General features: G+C 70.6%; 20 protein-coding genes. 12 read left to right on the top strand and 8 right to left on the bottom strand.

All coding sequences use genetic code 11. From position 1 onward, the window contains the following. Positions 1 to 109 precede the first annotated feature (109 nt). Complete coding sequence (locus ABT342_RS30285) at positions 110 to 802, bottom strand: histidine phosphatase family protein (protein WP_351580960.1); 693 nt, start codon at positions 800 to 802, stop codon at positions 110 to 112. After that, on the bottom strand, positions 799 to 2115 hold the full coding sequence (gene hemL, locus ABT342_RS30280) for a glutamate-1-semialdehyde 2,1-aminomutase (RefSeq protein WP_351580955.1): 1317 nt from the start codon (positions 2113 to 2115) through the stop codon (positions 799 to 801). The genes ABT342_RS30285 and hemL overlap by 4 nt, the downstream gene beginning before the upstream one ends. A gap of 125 nt (positions 2116 to 2240) precedes the next feature. On the opposite strand from hemL, the gene ABT342_RS30275 reads away from it, so the two are divergent. Next, positions 2241 to 2804, top strand: coding sequence for a hypothetical protein (locus tag ABT342_RS30275; protein ID WP_351580952.1), 564 nt, complete (start codon positions 2241 to 2243; stop codon positions 2802 to 2804). A 220-nt stretch (positions 2805 to 3024) separates the two neighbouring features. On the opposite strand, the gene corA is transcribed toward ABT342_RS30275, so the two are convergent. After that, positions 3025 to 4122 (bottom strand): magnesium/cobalt transporter CorA, encoded by a 1098-nt coding sequence (gene corA, locus ABT342_RS30270; protein WP_351580948.1) that lies wholly within the window; start codon positions 4120 to 4122, stop codon positions 3025 to 3027. 241 nt (positions 4123 to 4363) lie between these two features. On the opposite strand from corA, the gene ABT342_RS30265 reads away from it, so the two are divergent. Next, entirely contained in the window at positions 4364 to 4669 is a 306-nt protein-coding gene (locus ABT342_RS30265; protein WP_351580945.1) for a hypothetical protein, read from the top strand. An 88-nt stretch (positions 4670 to 4757) separates the two neighbouring features. Continuing rightward, complete coding sequence (locus ABT342_RS30260; RefSeq protein WP_351580942.1) at positions 4758 to 5492, top strand: Mut7-C RNAse domain-containing protein; 735 nt, start codon at positions 4758 to 4760, stop codon at positions 5490 to 5492. A gap of 86 nt (positions 5493 to 5578) precedes the next feature. Here the strand turns inward: ABT342_RS30260 and ABT342_RS30255 are convergent, their stop codons facing one another. Continuing rightward, complete coding sequence (locus tag ABT342_RS30255) at positions 5579 to 6154, bottom strand: TetR/AcrR family transcriptional regulator (RefSeq protein ID WP_351580939.1); 576 nt, start codon at positions 6152 to 6154, stop codon at positions 5579 to 5581. Between the two features lie 124 nt (positions 6155 to 6278). Between ABT342_RS30255 and ABT342_RS30250 the strand changes: the two genes are divergently transcribed. After that, positions 6279 to 7736: an FAD-dependent monooxygenase gene (locus tag ABT342_RS30250; RefSeq protein WP_351580936.1), complete on the top strand. Its 1458-nt coding sequence runs from the start codon at positions 6279 to 6281 to the stop codon at positions 7734 to 7736. 39 nt (positions 7737 to 7775) lie between these two features. On the opposite strand, the gene ABT342_RS30245 is transcribed toward ABT342_RS30250, so the two are convergent. After that, positions 7776 to 8315 carry a hypothetical protein gene (locus ABT342_RS30245; protein ID WP_351580933.1) on the bottom strand — a complete coding sequence of 180 codons (540 nt, stop codon included), beginning with the start codon at positions 8313 to 8315 and terminating at the stop codon, positions 7776 to 7778. A gap of 104 nt (positions 8316 to 8419) precedes the next feature. Between ABT342_RS30245 and ABT342_RS30240 the strand changes: the two genes are divergently transcribed. The 3 genes from ABT342_RS30240 to ABT342_RS30230 all read left to right on the top strand — a co-directional run bounded on the left by ABT342_RS30240 (position 8420) and on the right by ABT342_RS30230 (position 11484). After that, the gene (locus tag ABT342_RS30240) at positions 8420 to 8755 is read left to right on the top strand and encodes a YnfA family protein (RefSeq protein WP_351580930.1); all 336 of its coding nucleotides are present in this window, start codon (positions 8420 to 8422) and stop codon (positions 8753 to 8755) included. A 54-nt stretch (positions 8756 to 8809) separates the two neighbouring features. Further along, positions 8810 to 9586, top strand: a complete 777-nt coding sequence (locus tag ABT342_RS30235; RefSeq protein WP_351580927.1) for an SDR family NAD(P)-dependent oxidoreductase — start codon at positions 8810 to 8812, stop codon at positions 9584 to 9586. Positions 9587 to 9834: 248 nt separating this feature from the next. Then, positions 9835 to 11484: an alpha/beta hydrolase gene (locus tag ABT342_RS30230; RefSeq protein WP_351580924.1), complete on the top strand. Its 1650-nt coding sequence runs from the start codon at positions 9835 to 9837 to the stop codon at positions 11482 to 11484. A gap of 113 nt (positions 11485 to 11597) precedes the next feature. On the opposite strand, the gene ABT342_RS30225 is transcribed toward ABT342_RS30230, so the two are convergent. Together ABT342_RS30225 and ABT342_RS30220 are read right to left on the bottom strand one after the other, a co-directional pair. Next, entirely contained in the window at positions 11598 to 11771 is a 174-nt protein-coding gene (locus ABT342_RS30225) for an SRPBCC family protein (protein ID WP_351580921.1), read from the bottom strand. A 72-nt stretch (positions 11772 to 11843) separates the two neighbouring features. Next, the gene (locus ABT342_RS30220) at positions 11844 to 13037 is read right to left on the bottom strand and encodes an RtcB family protein (protein ID WP_351580919.1); all 1194 of its coding nucleotides are present in this window, start codon (positions 13035 to 13037) and stop codon (positions 11844 to 11846) included. Between the two features lie 163 nt (positions 13038 to 13200). Here ABT342_RS30220 and ABT342_RS30215 point away from each other — a divergent pair, with 163 nt between their 5' ends. The 3 genes from ABT342_RS30215 (at position 13201) to ABT342_RS30205 (ending at position 16447) form a co-directional block, all read left to right on the top strand. Beyond that, positions 13201 to 14025, top strand: coding sequence for a DUF3558 domain-containing protein (locus ABT342_RS30215; RefSeq protein ID WP_351580916.1), 825 nt, complete (start codon positions 13201 to 13203; stop codon positions 14023 to 14025). A gap of 167 nt (positions 14026 to 14192) precedes the next feature. After that, positions 14193 to 14927 carry a DUF3558 family protein gene (locus ABT342_RS30210; protein WP_351580913.1) on the top strand — a complete coding sequence of 245 codons (735 nt, stop codon included), beginning with the start codon at positions 14193 to 14195 and terminating at the stop codon, positions 14925 to 14927. 179 nt (positions 14928 to 15106) lie between these two features. After that, positions 15107 to 16447, top strand: a complete 1341-nt coding sequence (locus ABT342_RS30205) for a DUF2637 domain-containing protein (protein WP_351580910.1) — start codon at positions 15107 to 15109, stop codon at positions 16445 to 16447. Positions 16448 to 16532: 85 nt separating this feature from the next. On the opposite strand, the gene lysS is transcribed toward ABT342_RS30205, so the two are convergent. Beyond that, positions 16533 to 18266 (bottom strand): lysine--tRNA ligase, encoded by a 1734-nt coding sequence (gene lysS / locus ABT342_RS30200; protein WP_351580907.1) that lies wholly within the window; start codon positions 18264 to 18266, stop codon positions 16533 to 16535. Between the two features lie 251 nt (positions 18267 to 18517). Here lysS and argS point away from each other — a divergent pair, with 251 nt between their 5' ends. Both argS and ABT342_RS30190 read left to right on the top strand, forming a co-directional pair. Beyond that, entirely contained in the window at positions 18518 to 20287 is a 1770-nt protein-coding gene (gene argS / locus ABT342_RS30195) for an arginine--tRNA ligase (protein WP_351580904.1), read from the top strand. Between the two features lie 120 nt (positions 20288 to 20407). Next, positions 20408 to 21085 carry a hypothetical protein gene (locus ABT342_RS30190; RefSeq protein ID WP_351580901.1) on the top strand — a complete coding sequence of 226 codons (678 nt, stop codon included), beginning with the start codon at positions 20408 to 20410 and terminating at the stop codon, positions 21083 to 21085. Positions 21086 to 21124 lie beyond the last annotated feature (39 nt).

Here is a 21124-nt window from a genome sequence, read left to right as displayed (position 1 = left end):
CGCACGCCCCATCTCGCACCGGCAATGGTTGAGATGGGGCGGGGAACGCAACGGTTCCAGAAATCGGGGACTGTGTTCGGATCCGGCTGCGCGCCGAGTCCGTGACCGGCTACGCGCCAAAGGCTTTTGAACGTCCCTTGACGGGCTTCGCGCCCGCGAGGAGATGCGCCGGAACAAGATCACGGGCCGGTTCGGAATATCCCACCGAAATGATCTTGTCGCCCCGGTAGGTGAAACTCGTGAGCGACGCGAGCGTGCACTGCCGGCGGCGCGGATCGTGCCAGAGGCGGCGCCGCTCCACATAACTGCGCACGATCCAGATCGGCAGCTGATGGCTGACCAGCACCGCCTCGTGCCCACGGGCCGCGTCCCGGGCCGTGCCGAGCGCGCCCATCATCCGCACCACCTGATCCAGGTACGGCTCCCCCCAGGACGGCCGGAACGGATTGGTCAGGTGCTTCCAGTTGCCCGGCTTGCGCAGCGCGCCGTCGCCCACCCCGAAGGTCTTGCCCTCGAAGACGTTCGCGGCCTCGATGAGCCGCTCGTCGGTGGCCAGGTCCAGACCGTGCGCCTTGGCGATCGGTGCGGCCGTCTCCTGCGCCCGCTCCAGCGGGGACGCCCCCACGTGAGTGATGTCACGGTCCGCCAGGTGCTCGGCGACCCGGTCGGCCATCTCCCGGCCCAGCTCGGACAGGTGGTACCCGGACCTGCGCCCGTACAGCACCCCGTCCGGGTTGTGCACCTCACCGTGCCGTACCAGGTGGACGACGGTCGTTTCCGTGCTCCTGGCGACGCCGGTCATGCGGTCGCCTCCGCGGCGGCGCGGGCTGCCGCCGGAAGCGCCGCGGCGATCCGCTCGATCGCGGCGTCGTCGTGCGCGGTCGACACGAACCAGGACTCGAACGCGGACGGCGGGAGGTACACGCCCTGCGACAGCATCGAGTGGAAGAACGCGTTGAAGCGGAACGCCTCCTGCTTCTTCGCGTCGTCGTAGTCGCGCACCTCACGGTCGGTGAAGAAGACCGAGAACATGTTGCTGGCCGTCTGCAGCCGGTGCGCGACGCCCTCCTTGGTCAGCGCCTCCGTGACCAGCGCCTGGATCCGCGCGGACACCGCGTCGACCTTCTCGTACGCCGCGTCGTCGAGCAGGCGCAGCTGCGCGAGACCGGCGGCGGTGGCGATCGGGTTACCGGACAGGGTGCCCGCCTGGTAGACCGGCCCGGCCGGGGCGAGGTGGCCCATCACATCGGCACGGCCGCCGAACGCCGCGGCGGGGAAGCCTCCGCCCATGACCTTGCCGAAGGTCATCAGGTCCGGGGTGACCCCGTCGACGCCGTACCAGCCGGCCTTCGACGTGCGGAAACCGGTCATGACCTCGTCGGAGATGTACAGCGCGCCGTTCTTGGCGCAGGCGTCCTTCAGGCCCTGGTTGAAGCCCGGCAGCGGCGGGACCACGCCCATGTTGCCCGGCGACGCCTCCGTGATCACACAGGCGATCTCGCCCGGGTGCGCGTGGAAGGCGGCGTGGACCGCTTCCAGATCGTTGTACGGCAGCACGATCGTGTCGCCCGCCTGCGCGCCCGTCACGCCGGGCGTGTCCGGCAGCCCGAACGTCGCGACACCGGAGCCGGCCGCGGCCAGCAGCGCGTCCACGTGCCCGTGGTAGCACCCGGCGAACTTGATCACCTTCGCCCGGCCGGTGAAGCCGCGGGCGAGCCGGATCGCCGACATCGTCGCTTCGGTGCCGCTCGACACGAGCCGCACCTGCTCGACCGGCGTGATCCGGTCCACGATCTCCTCGGCGAGCGCGACCTCTCCCTCCCCCGGCGTACCGAACGAGGTGCCACGGGCTACAGCCTCCTGAACAGCGGCGATGACCTCCGGGTGGGAGTGCCCGAGGATCATCGGCCCCCAGGAACACACGAGGTCGACATACTCACGGCCATCGGCATCGGTCAGGTACGGACCGGTGCCGGACACCATGAACCGGGGCGTACCGCCCACGGCGCGGAAGGCACGGACAGGAGAGTTCACGCCGCCGGGCGTCACAAGGGACGCGCGGTCGAAAAGCGTCTGCGAAACTGGGGCGTCATAGGGAAAGCTCACGGAATCCATGGTGTCAGAGGCTCGGACGTATCTGCGGACAGGTGTTTCACCGCACGTACGTGGGGGAGGTCACTGTCACGATGATCGGGTTGCGCGGCGGGGGCTGTGCGTCCTAAAAGCAGTCGGGTGGAGATATGCATCGCGGTGGCGGACTGGGCGAGGGGACCGACGACCTGGGTCCCGAGCCTGCCCGGCGGGGGAGGCACCGGCGTCACGAACATGAGGCGGACGAGCCCACGGAAAGCAGGGGTGGCCGCGGCATGGGGGTGACGTACAAGTACTTCGGCGCACCCGACGGCGCCACGGCGGCACGTGTGCCGATCTCGATGCGGCCGGAGGAGCTGGGCGGCGACGAGCTCGGCATGGGCGGAATGTTCACCAAGATCAAACCCGAGACCATAGCCGCGATGGTCCTCACGGGCATCCAGGGCATGCCCCTGCACAAGGTGCCCCCGCTGGAACTGGTCGTCCTGCACCCCGACTACGCGGTGGTGAAGCTCCCGATGACGGTCGTCGACCCCCTGCGCGGCATCGGCGAGGAGTCCGTGGGCGCGGCGGCCTTCATATGGTCCACGGTCCCCGACCGGGGCGGCCCGCGTGACGCGTTCAACGTCTACCAGCTGCTGCACGAGTGGCAGGACTTCTCGGTGAGGCTCCACGAGGCGGGACACCAGCCGTACTGCCTGGTGTGGCCCTGACCCCGGGCGCACGCGGGAGGACCGGGGTCTTCCCCCGGGTGTGCCCGAACGGGCATGCCGCGGCGCGGGTGGCAGGTATGTGCCGGCCACGGGCCGCCATGTCGCCCTGGCGGAGGTTGGGTGCCTTCCGGCGGAGCTGACAGTCGAAGCGGAGCACGGCCCGCACCCGCGAACCGACGGCCGAGGGCCCGGCTCTGGCCGGAGCCGACAGTCCGGCGGGTCAGAGCCAGCCGTTGCGGCGAAAGCCCCGGTGGATCACGACGCACGCGACGACGATGACGGTGAGGACGGCCGGGTAGCCGTACACGGACCGGAGCTCCGGCATGTGGTCGAAGTTCATGCCGTACACCCCGCAGACCATCGTGGGTACGGCCACGATCGCGGCCCACGCCGTGATCCTGCGCATGCTCTCGTTCTGCTCGACGGTCATCTGTGCCAGATGGGCCTGGAGGATCGAGTCCAGGAGCGCGTCGTAGCCGCTGATCTGCTCGCCGGCGCGGGCGAGGTGATCGGTGACGTCGCGGAAGTACGGCCGGATCGCCGGGGCGATCAGCGGCGACGGCTGGGTGGCGAGCGCCTCCAGGGGGCGGCTGAGCGGGGTCGTCGCCCGCTTGAACTCCAGCAGCTCGCGCTTGAGCTGGTAGACGCGGGCGGCATCGTTCCGGCCCGCCTCGCCGCGGCCGGCCCGCTCGGAGAAGACGGCGCTCTCGACGACCTCGATGTCCTCCTCCACGGCGTCGGCGACGACGACGTACTCGTCGACGACGAAATCGGCGATCGCGTGCAGCACGGAGGACGGGCCCTTGGCGAGCTGGTCGGGCATGGCCTCCAGCGCCTCGCGCAGCGGGCCGAGCGAGCCGTACCGGCCGGACCGGATGGTGATCACGAAGTCCCGGCCGATGATCACGGTGATCTCGCCCGACTCCACGACCTCGTCGTGCCCGGCGTAGCCGACGGTCTTGAAGACCGCGAGCAGTATGTCGTCGTACGGCACGACCTTGGGCCTGCGGTGCTCGTCGACGGCGTCGGCGACGGCGAGCGGGTGCAGCTCGAACAGTTCGGCGACCGAGGCGAATTCCTCGTGGGTCGGCTCGTGCAGGCCGATCCAGACGAAGCCGTTGCTGTCGGAGTCGGCCCTGTTCTCCTTGCGTACGCGCCGCAGCGCCTCATCCGGCGGGCAGTGGCCCGACTGCCGCTTGCCGCCCGCGTACCCGACGCAGTTGACGACGGCGCTGCCGAGCGGCGAGCGGGCGGGATGGCTCAGGTCGACCTTGCGGCGGTACGCGCGGCGTACGGCGCGACGGAGGTTCCGGATCATCGACACATGGGCTCCCGGGCGGGCAGGGGCTGCGGACGCGGTCTCGGCACGGCCTTGGTCCCGCAACCCTCTCGGAAGGGGACGCGGTTGTCCATGAGGGCCCGGCCCACCGGTCGACAGTGACGATCCGGACATTCTTTGGCCGGTGAACGGTCTCCAGTGCGGCGCCGCTACGGCCGATGTCCACAGTGCACGCATCGTGACGCGGAGGGGACCCGGCGTGGGCGACATCCTGCTGGTCTTGAGCATTTCTCTGACGGTCTGCGCGGGTGGTGTCTACGCGGTGTGCGAGAGCTGGTGGCGGCGTCGTCGGCGTCCGGTGCCGGAGCGCCCGTCCCCATACCTCTACGCCGCCGCCCGGCTCGCGGAACGGGACATGCTCGCGGCGGCGGAGGAGATCGTGGACGCCGCGTACGCACGGCTCGCAGGGCTCTACGAGATGCACGAGGTGCACGAGGCGCACAAGGCGGGACACGCGTACGGTGTCGCCCCTGTCGAGGCGACCGGAACGGGACACGGTCCCGATACCGCCTCGCGGGCGCGGTAGCGGGCGCGGTAGCCGTCGCCGTCGCCGTTGCCGTTGCCGTCGCGGAAAGTTCTGGCTGCCGCAGTCGGCCCGATGGCATGCTGACGGCGTGAACGGACCGGAGATCCACATCAGCTTCGCGCCAGAGCTGCGGCTCTTCGTCGCCGCCGAGCGCCGCGACGGACGCACGAGCCTCGTCACGGACGGCGCCTCGACGCTCGGCCATGTCGTCGAATCGCTCGGCGTGCCGCTCACGGAGGCGGGGCGGCTGACGGTGGACGGCAGCCCCGTCCAGGTCTCGCACATCCCCCGCGCCGGGGAGCACGTCGAGGTGCTCGGCGTCGAGCGCCCGCAGCGCGTACCGGGCGCACCGCTGCGCTTCCTGCTGGACGTCCATCTCGGCACCCTCGCCCGACGGCTGCGGCTGCTGGGTGTGGACGCGGCCTACGAGAGCGAGGACATCGGCGACCCGGCGCTGGCCACACTGTCGGCACGGGAGCAGCGTGTGATGCTGTCCCGGGACCGGGGTCTGCTGCGCCGCCGGGAGCTGTGGGCCGGTGCGTACATCTACAGCGACCGCCCCGACGACCAGCTCCGGGACGTACTGGAACGGTTCGCGCCCACGCTCTCCCCGTGGACCCGCTGCACGGCGTGCAACGGCCCGCTGGCGGACACCGACAAGGAAGCGGTGCAGCACCAGCTGGAGCAGGGCACGCAGCGTTCGTACGACGTGTTCGCCCAGTGCACGGCGTGCGACCGTGTCTACTGGCGCGGAGCGCACCATGCCCGGCTGGAGGCGATCGTTGAGGGCGCGCTGCGCGAATTCGGTGACGCGGCGGCGTAATTCGGGACGTACGCACGCGCGTGCCGGCGCCGGGACCGCGAATCCGCCGGAACTGCCGGGACCGCGTGGCCGCCGGGACCGGCCGGCTACGGGCTCTCGGCCGTCAGGTACCGCTGCACCGTGGGGGCCAGCCAGGCGACCACCTCCTCCTTGGTCATGTCGACCGCGGGCGGGATGTGCAGCACATAGCGGGCGAGCGCCATGCCCAGTATCTGCGAGCCGACGAGCGCGGCCCGGCGCGGCGCCTCCGCCGGGACGGGGCAGACCCCGGCGGCCAGCGGCACCACCTGCTCGGCGAACATCTGGCGCAGACGCTGGGCTCCCGCCTCATTGGTGACCCCGACGCGCACCATCGCCAACAGGACCTCGTCGCCCTCCCAGCGGTCGAGGAAATGGGAGACGAGGACCGCGCCGATGTGCTTCGCGGGCATCGAACCCAGCTCCGGCAGCCTCAGATCGAACTCGGAAGCGGCGGCGAACAGTCCCTCCTTGTTGCCGTAGTACCGCATCACCATCGACGGATCGATCCCCGCGTCCCGGGCGATGGCGCGGATCGTGGCCCGCTCGTAGCCGTCCGCGGCGAAGCGCTCGCGGGCGGCTTCGAGGATCGCGGCACGGGTGGCGTCCGAGCGGCGTGGCGGGGTGGCTGCATCCGATGTCATGCCAACAACTGTAGGCCAACACCTGTTGACACGCCACATCCCGCAGGGCTACCTTTGCCAACAAGCGTTGACCCACAGCCGTTGACCTACGGTTGTTGACCTCAAGCGTTGGCAGGAGGCCGCCATGACCGGCAAGCCCGGCACCAGCAGCACAGCCCCCACTCACGACACGCACGACGCGTACGACACCGACGTGACCGTGGTGGGCGCGGGCCCCACCGGTCTGTTACTCGCAGGCGATCTCGCCACGGCGGGCCTCCGCGTCACCGTCATCGAGCGCCGCGGGCCCGAGAGGAGCAACCTCACCCGGGCCTTCGGCGTGCACGCCCGCACCCTGGAGCTCCTCGACGCCCGCGACCTCGCCGACGAACTGGTGAAGACAGGCACCCCGATGGGAACGCTGCGCTTCTACGGCCGGCTCAACGTCGACCTCTCCCGGTTGCGCTCCCGTTTCCCGTTCATGCTGACCACCCCGCAGTACGAGGTGGAGCGACTGCTGAAGGACCGGGCGATGTCGGCCGGAGCCGACTTCCGGTACGACACGGAGCTGCGCGGCCTGCGCCAGGACACCGGGTCGGTCACGGCGGAGGTCCGCGACAAGGACGGGCAGGTCTCGGCGCTGCGCTCCCGCTATCTCGTCGGCAGCGACGGAGTGCGCAGCTCGGTGCGCGAGACACTCGGCCTGCCCTTCCCCGGCGGCGCGGTCATCCCCTCCATGGCCCTGGCGGACGTCCGCCTCACGGAAGAACCCGAGCACCCGATCTTCGCCGACGGGGCGGACGGCGCCTTCGCCCTCATCGCGTCCTTCGGCGACGGGTGGTACCGAGTCGTCACCTGGAGGCGCGGCCACGAGGTACCGGTGAGCGAACCGGTCGACCTGGAAGAGGTGCGCGACTCGGTCCGCCAGGCATTGGGCACCGACTTCGGCATGCACGACCCCCGCTGGCTGTCGCGCTTCAGCAGCGACGAACGCCAGGTCGCGGAGTACCGCAAGGGACGGGTCTTCCTCGCCGGGGACGCGGCACATGTCCACTCCCCGGCCGGCGGCCAGGGGATGAACACGGGCTTGCAGGACGCCGCGAACCTCTCCTGGAAGCTCGCCGCGGTTTTGCGCGGCGACGCGCCGGACGCCGACGCCCTCCTGGACACGTACCAGAGCGAGCGGCATCCGGTCGGCGCGAAGGTGCTGCGCAGCAGCGGGGCCCTGGTCCGTCTCGCCATGGCGCACACCCGGCCGCAGCTCATAGCCCGCGCCCTCGCGGCGAAGCTCATGTCCAAGGTGCCCCCCGTCGCGGACAAGGCGATGGGCATGATCTCGGGGATCGGCATCTCCTACGGGGCCGAGCGCGGCGCCCACCGTCTGACGGGCAAGCGCGCCCCCGACCTCGAGCTCACCGAGGGCCGCCTCTACGAGCTGCTGCGCGAGGGCCGGTTCGTCCTGGTCACGCCCGAGGGGGAGGCCTCGGGCGCGTCCTCGGCACCCACCGCCCCCGGACCCGTCACCCGGGCCCACTGGAAGGCCCCGCGCGACACATCCCTGCTGATCCGCCCGGACGGATACATCGCCTGGGCCCGGAACTGACCCGCTGACCGCGGCCCGGAACCGCCCCCGGGCCGCGGCTCAGAACACGTACCCGTCACCCGTGGCGGGGACGAGGACGCTGTGTTCGTCGTTCGCGTGGTTGCGGTCGGTCGCACCGCCGTTCCACATGGTGCCGACGCGCATGACGACCTCGGCCGGGTCGCCGGGGACGCGCAGATCGAGCGCGACCCCGCTCGCGGGGCCGTCGGCGTCCAGCGCTCCCGCACGGCACAGGACCACCCGGTCCCCGCCCCACAGGCAGTCGGCCGGAAGCTCCTGGCCCGCGACCGGCGGCTCCGAGAAGGTGAGCCGCACGGTCACGTCGGCCACGCGCGCCGGGCCGTGGTTGCCGCTCTCCAGCCAGACACCGAGCCTGCCGCCCCACAGCGAGGCGTGACCGTGGTGCGCCACGTCCGCCTCGGCCACCCTGCCCGCACCGGCACCCGCACTCGCCCCCGCATTCGCATGGGCCCCCGCACCCGCCCCCGCACCGACACCCGCATTCGCACTGCCGCTCGCGGCCAGCACCGCCACCATCGCGCAGGCAACGACACACGGGAAACCATCCATCACGCGCATAGCAGAAAGATACTGATAATCCGCCCATAACCTAACTATCCATCAGCCCCCGGCGCGTCCCACCCCCATGAGGGCCCAGGACGGCCCATGACACCCTGAGCCCCATGCTCGTCGCCCGCTCCGCCCTGCTCTTCGCCGTCGCCGCGCTCTTCGAGATCGGCGGCGCCTGGCTCGTCTGGCAAGGCGTGCGCGAGCACCGCGGCTGGGCCTGGATCGGCGCGGGCGTCCTCGCCCTCGGCGCGTACGGCTTCGTCGCCACACTCCAGCCGGACGCCCACTTCGGCCGCATCCTCGCCGCGTACGGCGGGGTCTTCGTCGCCGGTTCGCTCGCCTGGGGCATGGTCGCCGACGGCTACCGCCCCGACCGCTGGGACATCATCGGCGCACTGGTCTGCCTGATCGGTATGGCCCTCATCATGTACGCGCCGCGAGGCCGTTGACGCGGCATATTCTGACCACTGGCCACGCGTTCGACCATTTGCCGAGGAGCCGTCATGACCGCCGCACCCATCGCCGTCGTCACCGGAGCGAGCAGCGGAATCGGCGCCGCCACGGCGCGTGGACTGGCCACCGCCGGCTACCACGTCGTCCTCACCGCCCGCCGCAAGGACCGCATCGAGGCCCTCGCCGCCGAGCTCACCACCGCCGGCCACCAGGCCACGGCCTACGCCCTCGACGTCACCGACCGCCCCGCCGTCGACGCCTTCGCCACCGCCATCACCTCCGACGACGGCTCCGGCCCCGTCAAGGTGCTGGTCAACAACGCGGGAGGCGCGCTGGGCGCCGACCCGGTGGCCACCGGCGACCCGGCCGACTGGCGCCAGATGTACGAGGTCAACGTCATCGGCACCCTCAACACCACCCAGGCCCTCCTCCCCGCCCTCACCGAGAGCGGGGACGGCACGGTCGTCGTCCTGTCCTCCACCGCGGGCCACTCCACCTACGAAGGCGGCGCGGGCTACGTCGCCGCCAAGAACGGCGCCCGCGTCCTCGCCGAAACCCTCCGTCTGGAGATCGTCGGCACCCCGGTCCGCGTCATCGAGATCGCCCCCGGCATGGTCAAGACCGACGAGTTCGCCACGACCCGCTTCCGCGGCGACGCCGAAAAGGCCGCCAAGGTCTACGCGGGCGTCGCCGAGCCCCTCACCGCCGACGACGTGGCCGACACCATCACCTGGGCCGTCACCCGCCCCTCCCACGTCAACATCGACCTCCTCGTGGTCCGCCCCCGCGCCCAGGCCTCCAACACCAAGGTCCACCGGGAGCACTGACGCCGGGGCGGCCCAGCGACCACCGCAGAGGGCACCCCAGCCACCCCGGCTCCCGGCTCATCCCCCGATGGCCGCGCCCCGATCCGGGCGCGGCCATCGGCGCCATCGGCGGCCCCGGTGGCGGTGGTTCGTCCATTCGGCTGCGCCCGGCTCGCACGCGTTGCCGGACTGCTGTGGTGTTGGCACGGACGTGTGCCGACGCCGAGCTCGTGACGGGCGTCGAGCGCTCAGCCGTGAAAGGACAAGGCATGCACATATCTGGGCCCATATCCGGCCGTCGGAGTTGTGCCGCGGCCATCGCCGCGGTGGTGGCCTGTTCGACGACACTGACCGGGACGGACCTCGCCGCGGCCGACGGTATGCCGACGCCTCCGGTGCCCGCCCCGAAGCTGGACTGGAAACCCTGTGTGCAGGGCAGCCCGTTCGACTGCGCGACCGCGAAGGTCCCGCTGGACTACCGGAACCCCCGCGGCCGCACCATCGATCTGGCGGTCGTGAAGCGGAAGGCAACCGGCCCCGGACGGCGCGTCGGCACGCTGCTCTTCAACCCCGGCGGCCCCGGCGGGCCGGGAACCGTGCAGATGCCGCAGAACTACGAAGCCTTCCCGCGCGAGGTGCGGGAGCGGTTCGACATCGTCAGCTGGGACCCCCGCGGGATCGGCAGCAGCACCGCGGTGAACTGCTTCGCGAGTCCCTCGGAAGCCGCCGCCTGGAACGCGAGCAAAGCGGCGGGCTTCCCGGTGGGCGCACAGGAGCGGACGGCCTTCATCGCCGCGTACAAGGATCTGGGCCGGCGCTGTCAGCAGCGTGATCCCGAGCTCCTGCGCCACGTGTCGACCGCCGACACCGCTCGCGACCTCGACCAGCTCCGCCAGGCGGTGGGCGACCCCCAGCTCACCTACCTCGGGATCTCCTACGGCTCGATCCTGGGCGCCACCTACGCCAACCTCTTCCCCGGCAATGTCCGCGCCATGGTCCTCGACAGCAACATCGACCCGCAGGCCTGGACGAACCACGCCTCCGACGCCGCCCCCCGGCTCACGACATTCCTGCGCATGGGCTCGGACCGCACCGCGGCGACGACGCTGAACAGGTTCCTCACCCTGTGCGGGACCACCACCACCGCCCGCTGCGCCTTCTCCGCCGGCAGTCCGAAGGCGACCCAGGACAAGTTCGGCCTGCTGATGCGGCGGCTGCGGGAGCATCCCGTGGGCGCGTGGACCTACGGCCGTACGGTCGGTGACGTGGTGAACGGCCTCTACGTCCTCCACCCCGGGTGGAAGAACCTCGCCGGCAGACTGCAGGCGCTGTGGCAGGGTCGCGTCCCGGAACCGTCCCCCCTCCCGGCCGCGCCACCGGTCCCGCATCCGAATCCCTACCTGGGCGAGGAACAGGCCAGTGCGGTGGCCTGCGGCGACAGCCCCAACCCGCGTGACCCCGGTGCGTACCACTCCCTGGAGGAGGCCAGCGCCACCCGTGCGGGCGACGCCGGACGGTTCTGGACCTGGTCGGCCGAGGTGTGTGCCACCTGGCCCGCCATAGCCGCGAACCGTTACCGCGGCCCGTGGAACAAGCCGACGGCGCACCCCGTCCTGGTGGTCGGCACCGTCTACGACCCCTCCACTCCCTACGCGGGCGCGCAGGCCATGGCCAAGGAACTCGGCAACGCCCGGCTGCTCACCCACCGCGGCTACGGGCACACCGCACTGATCAACCCCAGTAGCTGCGTCAAGAATCACGAGAGCCGCTACCTCATCGACGGCACCCTCCCGCCGGCCGGAGCGACGTGCCCACAGGACACGCCCCCCTTCTCCGCGCCCAAGCCGAAGACCGGCGTCGACGCCGGCGGCGGAGCGATGGCGGGCAGGGCATCGTCCCGCACCGCTGAGCGTCACTGACCGCGGCACATCCGTTCGAGCCGCTTCATGGCGTCCTGGAAGATCTTGTCGACACGGCGCCGGCTCGCCCGCAGCAGCAGGCGCACGGGGAGTGCGCCGTCGACGGCGATCGTTCAGCTGACCCTGGTCCTCCCGTCCGCCAACGGCACCAGCGTCCACCGTTCCATCATGGCCGCGACGCCGCGCACATTGGCCTCGTGGACCCGGTAGGCGAAGCGTTCGCCCGGGTCCCGGACGAGCAGGGCCTCACGCGCCCGGACGACCCTGCACAGACGCAGGTAGCGCATCGTTCCCGCACTTCCGGATCAAGCCCCGGGGTGTGTCCGGCGGATCATGCTGGGCTCGCCCGCCGGACAGCCCTAGCCCTTGACGCAGATGACCTGCTTGAGCTTGGCCACGATCTCCACCAGATCCCGCTGCTGCTCCATGACCTTCTCGATCGGCTTGTAGGCACCCGGGATCTCGTCCACGACACCGGAGTCCTTACGGCACTCCACGCCCCGCGTCTGCTCCTCCAGGTCCCGTGTCGAGAAGCGCCGCTTCGCCGCGTTCCGGCTCATCCTGCGACCGGCGCCGTGGGAGGCCGAGTTGAAGGAGCGCTCGTTCCCGAGGCCCTTCACGATGTACGAGCCGGTGCCCATCGAGCCCGGGATGATCCCGTAGTCGCCGGACCCCGCACGGATCGCACCCTTGCGCGTGACCAGCAGGTCCATGCCCTCGTAACGCTCCTCCGCCACATAGTTGTGGTGGCAGGAGATGACCGGCTCGAAGGTGACCTTGGCCTTCCTGAACTCCCTGCGGACGACCTCCTGGAAGAGCCCCATCATGAGCGCGCGGTTGTACTTCGCGTACTCCTGCGCCCAGAAGAGGTCGTTGCGGTACGCCGCCATCTGCGGGGTGTCCGCGACGAAGACCGCCAGGTCGCGGTCGACCAGGCCCTGGTTGTGCGGCAGCTTCTGCGCCTCGCCGATGTGGTACTCGGCGAGCTCCTTGCCGATGTTCCGCGAGCCGGAGTGCAGCATCAGCCAGACCGCACCGGTCTCGTCGAGACAGAACTCGATGAAGTGGTTTCCCGCCCCGAGCGTCCCCAGCTGCTTCGTCGCCCGCTCCCGACGGAACTTGACCGCGTCGGCCACCCCGTCGAACCGCGACCAGAAATCCCCGAACCCTCCGGTCCCGAAGCCGTACACCCGCCCCGGGTCCACCGGCTCGGCGTGCATCCCCCGCCCCACCGGGATCGCCCGCTCGATCTTCGACCGGAGCCGGGAAAGATCACCCGGCAGGTCGTTCGCGGTCAGCGAGGTCTTCACGGCCGACATGCCGCAGCCGATGTCGACCCCGACCGCCGCCGGGCAGACCGCCCCGCGCATCGCGATGACCGAGCCGACCGTCGCACCCTTGCCGAAATGCACGTCCGGCATCACCGCGAGGCCCTCGATCCAGGGCAGGGTGGCGACGTTCCGCAGCTGCTGCATCGCGACGTCCTCGACCGTGGACGGGTCCGTCCACATGCGGATGGGGACCTGCGCCCCAGGCACCTCTACGTACGACATACCTACCCGATTCCCCCGAAAAGTCAGAAAACGCAAAACCGGCGCCAAGGTCAGCAAAAGAGACAACCGACCGGCGTTCACAGCTGCGCGTGCGATACACATTGTGTCCATCGGCCCGCATCGGGCGGCAACCGGTTTTCCCCGGCGGAAGGAGCTCGGCACCGTGCAGCGAAAGGCGTACGTACCCGGCCTGGCGGTGCTTCTCGCGACCCTCGTCGGCGGCTGCACCGCCGGTTCCGGCGGCGACGGCTCCGCCGCCGACACCAAGCCCGGCGAGGCCGCGGGCTCCGCCGCCGCCCCCGGCAAGTACCGCACGCTCTACGAGCCCTGCGGGGCGGTCGACCGCGCCACCCTCAGGAGCCTGCTCCCCGGCGCGGCCGAGCTGCCCGAGGAACAGCAGGCACAGGTGTACCGCGGCACGGCCGCCGTCACCTACGACACCGACCGCCGCGTCGGGTGCAGCTGGAAGGCCGACGCGGCCCACGCCTCGCACCACCTGCGGATCGACGTCGAGCGCGTCGTCTCGTACGACCCCGCGGTCAGCGACGACGACCGGGCCCAGGAGGTCTACGCCCGCAAGCAGGACGCGGCGCAACTGCCGGCCCCCGCGAACCCGCGCGACGACACGGTCCAGGAGAGCACGCCCCCGAGCGGCACACCGACGGCAACGAGCCCCACGAGCACCGCGTCCCCCACCGGCACCACGCCCCCCGTCGGAGCCCCGAGCGGAACGACCACCCCCGCGGGTCTCGAGCCCCGGGAGCTCGGCGGGCTCGGCGACGCCGCCTTCCTCGACGATGTCCTGACCCGGGCCGGCTCCACCGCGCAGCACCGCACCGTGAGCGTGGTGTTCCGCACATCGAATGTGATCGTGACCGTCGAGTACATCGCGCAGCCCGCCCGTACGACGGAGGTCCCCGACAGCAAGGAACTGCAGGAAAAGGCGCAGGCCCTGGCCCAGAAGCTGGCCGAGCGGTTCAACGACTAGCGCGCCCCCATCGAGCCGCCGCGGCGACATCCGGTCCTGCCGGTCGACCCCGGCGACGTACCGTTTCGGCGTACCGTGGCCGACCGGAGACCCCGGACGACCGTCCGTCCCGCGCGTCGGGCGGACCGGACCGGACCGGACCGTACGACACACCGACTGAAGGAACCATGCACCGATCAGCCCCGCGACTCACCCGCATATTCGCCTGTGCCGCCGTCCCGGTGATGCTCGTCGTCGCCGGCTGCTCGTCGGACTCGGACTCCGACAGCAAGAAGGACTCCGGCTCGTCCTCCTCGTCCACGGCCCCTTCCGGGTCCTCCGGTGGTGCGCAGCAGTCCGCGCCGACCGTGGCGCCCGCGAAGTTCGCCAAGCTCCCCGAGCCCTGCAAGGCGCTCACCGCGAAGACGGTCGAGGAGCTGGTACCGAAGGTGAAGAACAAGGCGGGTACGGCCGGCAAGTCCAGCGACACGTCCGTACGCGGGGGCTGCTCCTGGAACGGCCTGGAGGACAAGGGCGTCAAGGGCTCGGACTACCGCTGGCTCGACGTCTCCTTCCTCCGCTACGAGTCCGACCCCGGGCTGGGCAGCGGCGAGAAGCGTGCCACCGAGGCCTACGCGAAGGAAATCGCGAAGACCCAGGCCACTGAGGGCGCGAAGAAGGTCAAGACAGGCGCTCAGACCGTCGGTGACGAGGCGACAGCCATCACCTACGAGATCCGCAAGACGGGCGTGGACTTCAAGTACGCGTCGATCGTGGCCCGCACGGGGAACGTCGTCGTCACGCTCGGCTACAACGGCGCGGGCTACGCGGGCGCCGCCGCCCCGGACACGGCGGAGCTGCTGAAGGACGCGGTGAAGGCGGCCAAGGAAGCGGCGACCGCGGTCACGACGGCCAACAAGTAGGACAAACGGGGAGGGCCCGACACGTAGGCTCCCCCACACTCGGCTCCCCGGAAGCTCGCGCTCCGCACACATGTGCCAGGCTTGGGCCGCTCCGGGGAGCTCCCGGTTCTCCAGCTCTGCAGCTCTACAGCTTTACAGCGCCAGAATTCGATATGGGGAGGGGATCGCGGGTGGCCGCGATGCAGCTGACACGCACGCACCGCATACTCATCGGCGTCGTCGTGGCCGGCGCGGTGGTCATCGCCGCCATCGGCTTCGCCGGGTCGTACTCCGCCGTGCGCGATCTCGCCGAGAAGAAGGGCTTCGGCGACTTCTCCCTGGTCTTCCCGATCGGCATCGACGCGGGCATCTGTGTGCTGCTCGCGCTGGACCTCCTGCTGACCTGGATCCGCATCCCGTTCCCGCTGCTGCGCCAGACGGCGTGGCTGCTGACGGCGGCGACGATCGCGTTCAACGGCGCCGCCGCCTGGCCCGACCCGCTCGGTGTCGGCATGCACGCGGTCATCCCGGTGCTCTTCGTCGTGGCCGTCGAGGCCGCCCGCCATGCGGTGGGCCGGATCGCGGACATCACGGCGGACAAGCACATGGAGGGTGTGCGGCTCACCCGTTGGCTGCTCTCCCCCGTGCCCACGTTCCGGCTGTGGCGGCGGATGAAGCTGTGGGAGCTGCGCTCGTACGAGCAGGTCATCAAGCTCGAACAGGACCGGCTGATCTACCAGGCACGCCTCCAGGCCCGTTTCGGGCGGGCGTGGCGGCGGAAGGCGCCGGTCGAGGCGCTGATGCCACTGCGACTGGCGAAGTACGGCGTTCCGCTGGCGGAGACCGCGCCCGCGGGCCTGGCCGCCGCGGGCATCGAGCCGGCGCTCCTGCCGCCGAACCCGACCCCCGAACCGCTCCCGGGCCCGAGCAAGAGCCAGAGCCCGACCGAGCTGCCCGTGTCGGGGCTGCCGGCCGCGGAACTTCCCGCGCCCCGGCCCGAGGCCGTCGGCGAGGCGGTCGGCGGGGCGGTTGACGGGGCGGTCCACGGGGTGCCGCAGCCCGAGGATCCCGGCCCCGCCGCCCAAGGGAACCCGTGGTTCAGCGCACAGGCGCTCCCCCAGGACGCGTACGAGGGCGCGTACGACCCGACGTATGACCCGGCGTACGACCCGGCCCTGCAGACGGCCCCGGGTACCATTCCCGCCCCGCGCACCGAGCAGCAGCCGATGCACGAAGAGGCGTACGAGACCGCGTACGAGACGGCGGACGAAGCGGCCCCCGCGCCCCGGCCCGAGCCTCAGCCCGACCGCGAGCTCCAGTCGGACCTCATCGACGAGCGGGCCTTCGCCGAGCTGGCGTACCCCGTCTTCAAGGAGTACGTGCACCTGCACGGGGTGCACCCGAGCAACGACCAGCTCGACATAACCCTCGCCGACGCCCACGGCATCCAGCACCCGCGCAGCGCGAGCCTGCTGCGCCGCCTGATGCCGGAGTTCCAGAGCCGCTACCAGGCCGACCTGGAGGCCGAGCACATCGCGTAGCGGCACCGGACACCGGCGGCAGACACGCTGAAGGGCGCTCACCCACACCGGGTGAGAGCCCTTCAGCAACACGCCTTCGGAACCGTCAGGACCCGAGCAGCTTGCGCACCCGGTCCGCCCCCACGGCCAGCAGCAGCGTCGGCAGCCTGGGCCCGGTCTCGCGGCTGACGAGCAGGCGGTACAGCAGCGCGAAGAACGCGCGCTGGGCGACCTTCAGCTCCGGCGTCGGCTTGGCGTCCGGCTCCAGGCCCGCCATCACCTTCGGTACGCCGTAGACGAGCGTGGTGAGCCCGTCCAGGGACCAGTGCGAGTCCAGGCCCTCCAGCAGCAGCCGCAGCGACGCGCGTCCCTCGTCGTCGAGCGAGCCGAGGAGCTCGGCGTCGGGCTCGGAGCGCACGATCGTGCGGGCCTCGGCCGGGACCTGGCTGGTGATCCAGTTCTCGGCGCGGTCGAGGCGCGGCCGCACCTCGACCAGGTCGTCCAGCGGGTTCGCCGGGTCGAGCTCGCTCAGGATCCGCAGCGTCTGCTCGTCGTGCCCGGCCGTGATGTCCGCGACCGAGGCGAGCGTGCGGTACGGGAGCGGGCGCGGGGTGCGCGGCAGCTCACCGGCGGCGGTGCGCACCGCGCGGGAGTACGCGGCCGCGTCGGCGGGCAGCACGGACCCGTCGGCGACCTTGGACTCCAGCTTGTCCCACTCGTCGTAGAGCCGCTGGATCTCCTGGTCGAAGGCGATCTTGAAGGACTGGTTGGGCTTGCGGCGCGCGTACAGCCAGCGCAGCAGCGGCGCCTCCATGATCTGCAGCGCGTCGGCGGGCGTGGGCACGCCGCCGCGCGAGGACGACATCTTCGCCATCCCGGAGATGCCCACGAAGGCGTACATCGGCCCGATCGGCTGCACGCCGTCGAAGACCTCGCGGACGATCTGCCCGCCCACGACGAACGACGACCCGGGCGAGGAGTGGTCGACGCCGCTCGGCTCGAAGATCACGCCCTCGTAGGCCCACCGCATCGGCCAGTCGACCTTCCAGACCAGCTTTCCGCGGTTGAACTCGGTCAGCCGGACCGTCTCGGAGAAGCCACAGGCGGTGCACGAGTACGTCAGCTCGGCCGTCGCGTCGATGTACGAGGTGACCGTCGTCAGGTCCTTCTCGCAGTTGCCGCAGTACGGCTTGTACGGGAAGTACCCCCCGGAGCCGCCGCTGCCGTCGTCCTCGCCGGCCGCGCCGGAGCCCTCGGCGGCCTCCAGCTCGGCCTCGTCGACCGGCTTCTGCGACTTCTTGGCGGGGGCCTTCTTCGTCCGGTACTGGTCGAGGATGGCGTCGATGTCGGCGCGGTGCTTCATCGCGTGCAGGATCTGCTCGCGGTACGCCCCCGCCGTGTACTGCTCGGTCTGGCTGATCGGGTCGTACTCGACACCGAGCTCGGCGAGCGACTCGACCATGGCGGCCTTGAAGTGCTCGGCCCAGTTCGCGTGCGGCGAGCCCGCCGGTGCGGGCACCGAGGTCAGCGGCTTGCCGATGTGCTCGGCCCACGACTTGTCGACGCCCGGGACTCCGGCCGGCACCTTGCGGTAGCGGTCGTAGTCGTCCCAGGAGATCAGGTGCCGGACCTCGTAACCCCGGCGCCGGACCTCGTCCGCGACCAGGTGCGGGGTCATGACCTCGCGGAGATTGCCCAGGTGGATGGGGCCCGAGGGGGACAGCCCAGAGGCAACCACGACCGGTTTCCCGGGCGCACGCCGTTCCGACTCGGCGATGACATCGTCCGCGAAACGGGAGACCCAGTCGGTCTCGGTGCTGCTCTGAGCCACGATCGGCACGTCCTTGAATGCTTGATTCTGTCGAAGCTGGCGTCTGCCATTCTCCCAGACGAAACAACCGCCCCCGTAGTTGTCCACAGGCGAGCGATTCGCTCGCGAGCGCGGTCCGGTGCGGTCTGGTGCAGTCCGGTGGGTCCGGTGCGGTCCGGTGCGGTGGCGCGCCGCGGTGCGGCGGGAAATCAGGTTGCTCCCCCATGGGACACTTGACAACTGAAATAGACACCATCCTCACCTGACAGGAACGGAAGCTCATGGCCTCGGTCCCTTCCCTCGCTTCGACCGTGCAGCAGCGCCTCGCGGACGCCCTCTCGGCAGCCCTGCCGGAGGCCGGCTCCGCCGACCCGCTGCTGCGACGTAGCGACCGGGCCGACTTCCAGGCCAACGGCATCCTGGCGCTCGCCAAGCAGCTCAAGGGCAACCCGCGCGAGCTGGCGACGAAGGTCGTCGAGGCCATCCCGGCCAATGACGTCCTCAAGGACATCGAGGTCTCCGGCCCCGGCTTCCTCAACATCACGGTCACCGACGAGGCGATCGTGAAGACGCTCGCCGCCCGCGCCGCCGACGACCGCCTCGGTGTTCCGTACACCACGGACGCCGGCACGACCGTGATCGACTACGCCCAGCCGAACGTGGCGAAGGAGATGCACGTCGGCCATCTGCGGTCCGCCGTGATCGGCGCGGCCATGGTCGAGATCCTGGAGTTCACCGGCGAGAAGGTGGTCCGGCGCCACCACATCGGCGACTGGGGCACCCAGTTCGGCATGCTCATCCAGTACCTGCTCGAGCACCCGCACGAGCTGGACCACAAGGACGAGGCCACCGTCTCCGGTGAGGAGGCCATGTCCAACCTGAACCGGCTCTACAAGGCCTCCCGGGCCCTCTTCGACTCCGACGAGGAGTTCAAGGACCGGGCGCGCCGCCGGGTGGTCGACCTCCAGGCGGGCGACGAGCAGACGCGCGCCCTGTGGCAGCGGTTCGTCGACGAGTCGAAGATCTACTTCTACTCGGTCTTCGACAAGCTCGACATGGAGATCAGCGACCCGGACATCGTCGGCGAGTCGGGCTACAACGACATGCTGGCCGAGACCTGTCGCCTCCTTGAGGAGTCGGGCGTCGCGGTCCGCTCCAATGGTGCGCTCTGCGTCTTCTTCGACGACGTCAAGGGCCCGGACGGCAACCCGGTCCCGCTGATCGTCCAGAAGTCCGACGGCGGCTTCGGCTACGCCGCGACGGACCTCTCCGCGATCCGCGACCGTGTCCAGAACCTCGGCGCGAAGACGCTGCTGTACGTCGTGGACGTCCGCCAGTCGCTCCACTTCAAGATGGTCTTCGAGACCGCCCGCCGGGCCGGCTGGCTGAGCGACGACGTCAAGGCCCACCAGCTCGCCTTCGGCACGGTCCTCGGCAAGGACGGCAAGCCGTTCAAGACCCGTGAGGGCGAGACGGTGCGTCTGGAAGACCTGCTGGACGAGGCGGTCGAGCGGGCCACCACCGTCGTGCGCGAGAAGGCCCAGAAGGTCGGCCTGACCGAGCAGGAGATCGTCGAGAACGGCCGGTTCGTGGGCATCGGCGCGGTGAAGTACGCCGACCTGTCGACGTCCGCGGTACGGGACTACAAGTTCGACCTGGACCAGATGGTCTCGCTGAACGGCGACACGTCCGTCTACCTCCAGTACGCGTACGCCCGTATCCAGTCGATCCTCCGCAAGGCGGGCGACGCCAAGCCGGCCGCCCACCCCGAACTCGCGCTGGCCCCGGCCGAGCGCGCGCTGGGTCTGCACCTGGACCAGTTCGGGGAACTCCTGGCGGAGGTCGCCGCGTCGTACGAGCCGCACAAGCTCGCCGCGTACCTGTACCAGCTGGCGTCGCACCTGACGACGTTCTACGACCAGTGCCAGGTGCTCAGCGACGAGAACGCGGCGGAGGTCGTGGAGAACCGCCTTTTCCTCGTCGACCTCACCGCCCGGACGCTCAGCAAGGGCATGAGCCTGCTGGGCATCCGGACGCCCGAGCGTCTCTGATCCTTTCCGGGATCCTTACCGGAATCCTTTCCGGACCTGTTGGGGGTGGTGCTGGCACCACCCCCAACAGGGTGTCTGGACGGCTGTCCGGTCGGGCGCGGCGTTCATAGCCTCAATTGCATGACCGAGACGCATACGACGCACACGACGCACTTGCGCCGGACCACCGGAATCGCCGGCGTGCTGGCCGCAGCCCTCACCTTCGTCGAGATCCCGCTCTACTTCGTGTATTCGGGCCCCCCGCCGGCCTCGAACGTCCTCACCCGGATCCTGCTGAACCTGTTCGTGTGCGCGGGCCTGCTCGTCTTTCTGACGGGCTTCCGTCAGCTGCTCCGGCGCTCGGCACCACCCGAGCGCGCCTGGGCCGCGGACCTCGCCCACACGGCGGGGATCGTGTACGTCGTCGCCACCCTGGTGTCCAACTCGCTGGAGGCGGGCGTGGTCTTCGGCGCGAACGGCACGCCCGTCGACCCGACCATCGACGGCCCGCTGGCCGACGGCCACACCCTCCTGTACGGCTCCATAGGCCGCCTCCTGACCGCCCTCTTCCTCGCCGCGACCGGCCATGTCCTCGCCCGCAGCGCTCTGTTGCCCCGCTGGGCCACCCCGTCCGCCTACATCCTCGCGGCCGTCAACCTCGCCTTCGTGCCGTCCCTCTACTTCGGGACCGACCCCGCGCGCTTCCACAGCGCCATCGGCTGGGGCACGACCGCTGCCGTCGCAGGGCTGCTCCTGTACTGGATATGTGCGGTGGGCATCGCGCTGCTCCGCCCGGCGGGGCGCGCTGCCCGAAGCTGACCTTTTGGTAAGTACCCACTATTTAGTCGGTACTTGCTG

This window comes from Streptomyces sp. NPDC000410 (assembly GCF_040300305.1).
Taxonomy (GTDB): Bacteria; Actinomycetota; Actinomycetes; order Streptomycetales; family Streptomycetaceae; genus Streptomyces.
Note: the sequence above shows the minus strand (reverse complement) of the source record. Positions and strands in the feature narration are given on the sequence as shown.

Excerpts from the sequence above, each read along its gene's own strand:
- ABT342_RS30230 (WP_351580924.1), top strand. The coding sequence starts at position 9,835 with ATGCACATATCTGGGCCCATATCCGGCCGTCGGAGTTGTGCCGCGGCC.
- ABT342_RS30205 (WP_351580910.1), top strand. The coding sequence starts at position 15,107 with ATGCAGCTGACACGCACGCACCGCATACTCATCGGCGTCGTCGTGGCC.
- corA (WP_351580948.1), bottom strand. The coding sequence starts at position 4,122 with ATGATCCGGAACCTCCGTCGCGCCGTACGCCGCGCGTACCGCCGCAAG.
- ABT342_RS30210 (WP_351580913.1), top strand. The coding sequence starts at position 14,193 with ATGCACCGATCAGCCCCGCGACTCACCCGCATATTCGCCTGTGCCGCC.
- ABT342_RS30225 (WP_351580921.1), bottom strand. The coding sequence starts at position 11,771 with ATGCGCTACCTGCGTCTGTGCAGGGTCGTCCGGGCGCGTGAGGCCCTG.
- ABT342_RS30235 (WP_351580927.1), top strand. The coding sequence starts at position 8,810 with ATGACCGCCGCACCCATCGCCGTCGTCACCGGAGCGAGCAGCGGAATC.
- ABT342_RS30240 (WP_351580930.1), top strand. The coding sequence starts at position 8,420 with ATGCTCGTCGCCCGCTCCGCCCTGCTCTTCGCCGTCGCCGCGCTCTTC.
- argS (WP_351580904.1), top strand. The coding sequence starts at position 18,518 with ATGGCCTCGGTCCCTTCCCTCGCTTCGACCGTGCAGCAGCGCCTCGCG.
- hemL (WP_351580955.1), bottom strand. The coding sequence starts at position 2,115 with ATGGATTCCGTGAGCTTTCCCTATGACGCCCCAGTTTCGCAGACGCTT.
- ABT342_RS30255 (WP_351580939.1), bottom strand. The coding sequence starts at position 6,154 with ATGACATCGGATGCAGCCACCCCGCCACGCCGCTCGGACGCCACCCGT.
- ABT342_RS30285 (WP_351580960.1), bottom strand. The coding sequence starts at position 802 with ATGACCGGCGTCGCCAGGAGCACGGAAACGACCGTCGTCCACCTGGTA.
- ABT342_RS30245 (WP_351580933.1), bottom strand. The coding sequence starts at position 8,315 with ATGCGCGTGATGGATGGTTTCCCGTGTGTCGTTGCCTGCGCGATGGTG.
- ABT342_RS30220 (WP_351580919.1), bottom strand. The coding sequence starts at position 13,037 with ATGTCGTACGTAGAGGTGCCTGGGGCGCAGGTCCCCATCCGCATGTGG.
- ABT342_RS30250 (WP_351580936.1), top strand. The coding sequence starts at position 6,279 with ATGACCGGCAAGCCCGGCACCAGCAGCACAGCCCCCACTCACGACACG.
- ABT342_RS30190 (WP_351580901.1), top strand. The coding sequence starts at position 20,408 with ATGACCGAGACGCATACGACGCACACGACGCACTTGCGCCGGACCACC.
- ABT342_RS30275 (WP_351580952.1), top strand. The coding sequence starts at position 2,241 with ATGCATCGCGGTGGCGGACTGGGCGAGGGGACCGACGACCTGGGTCCC.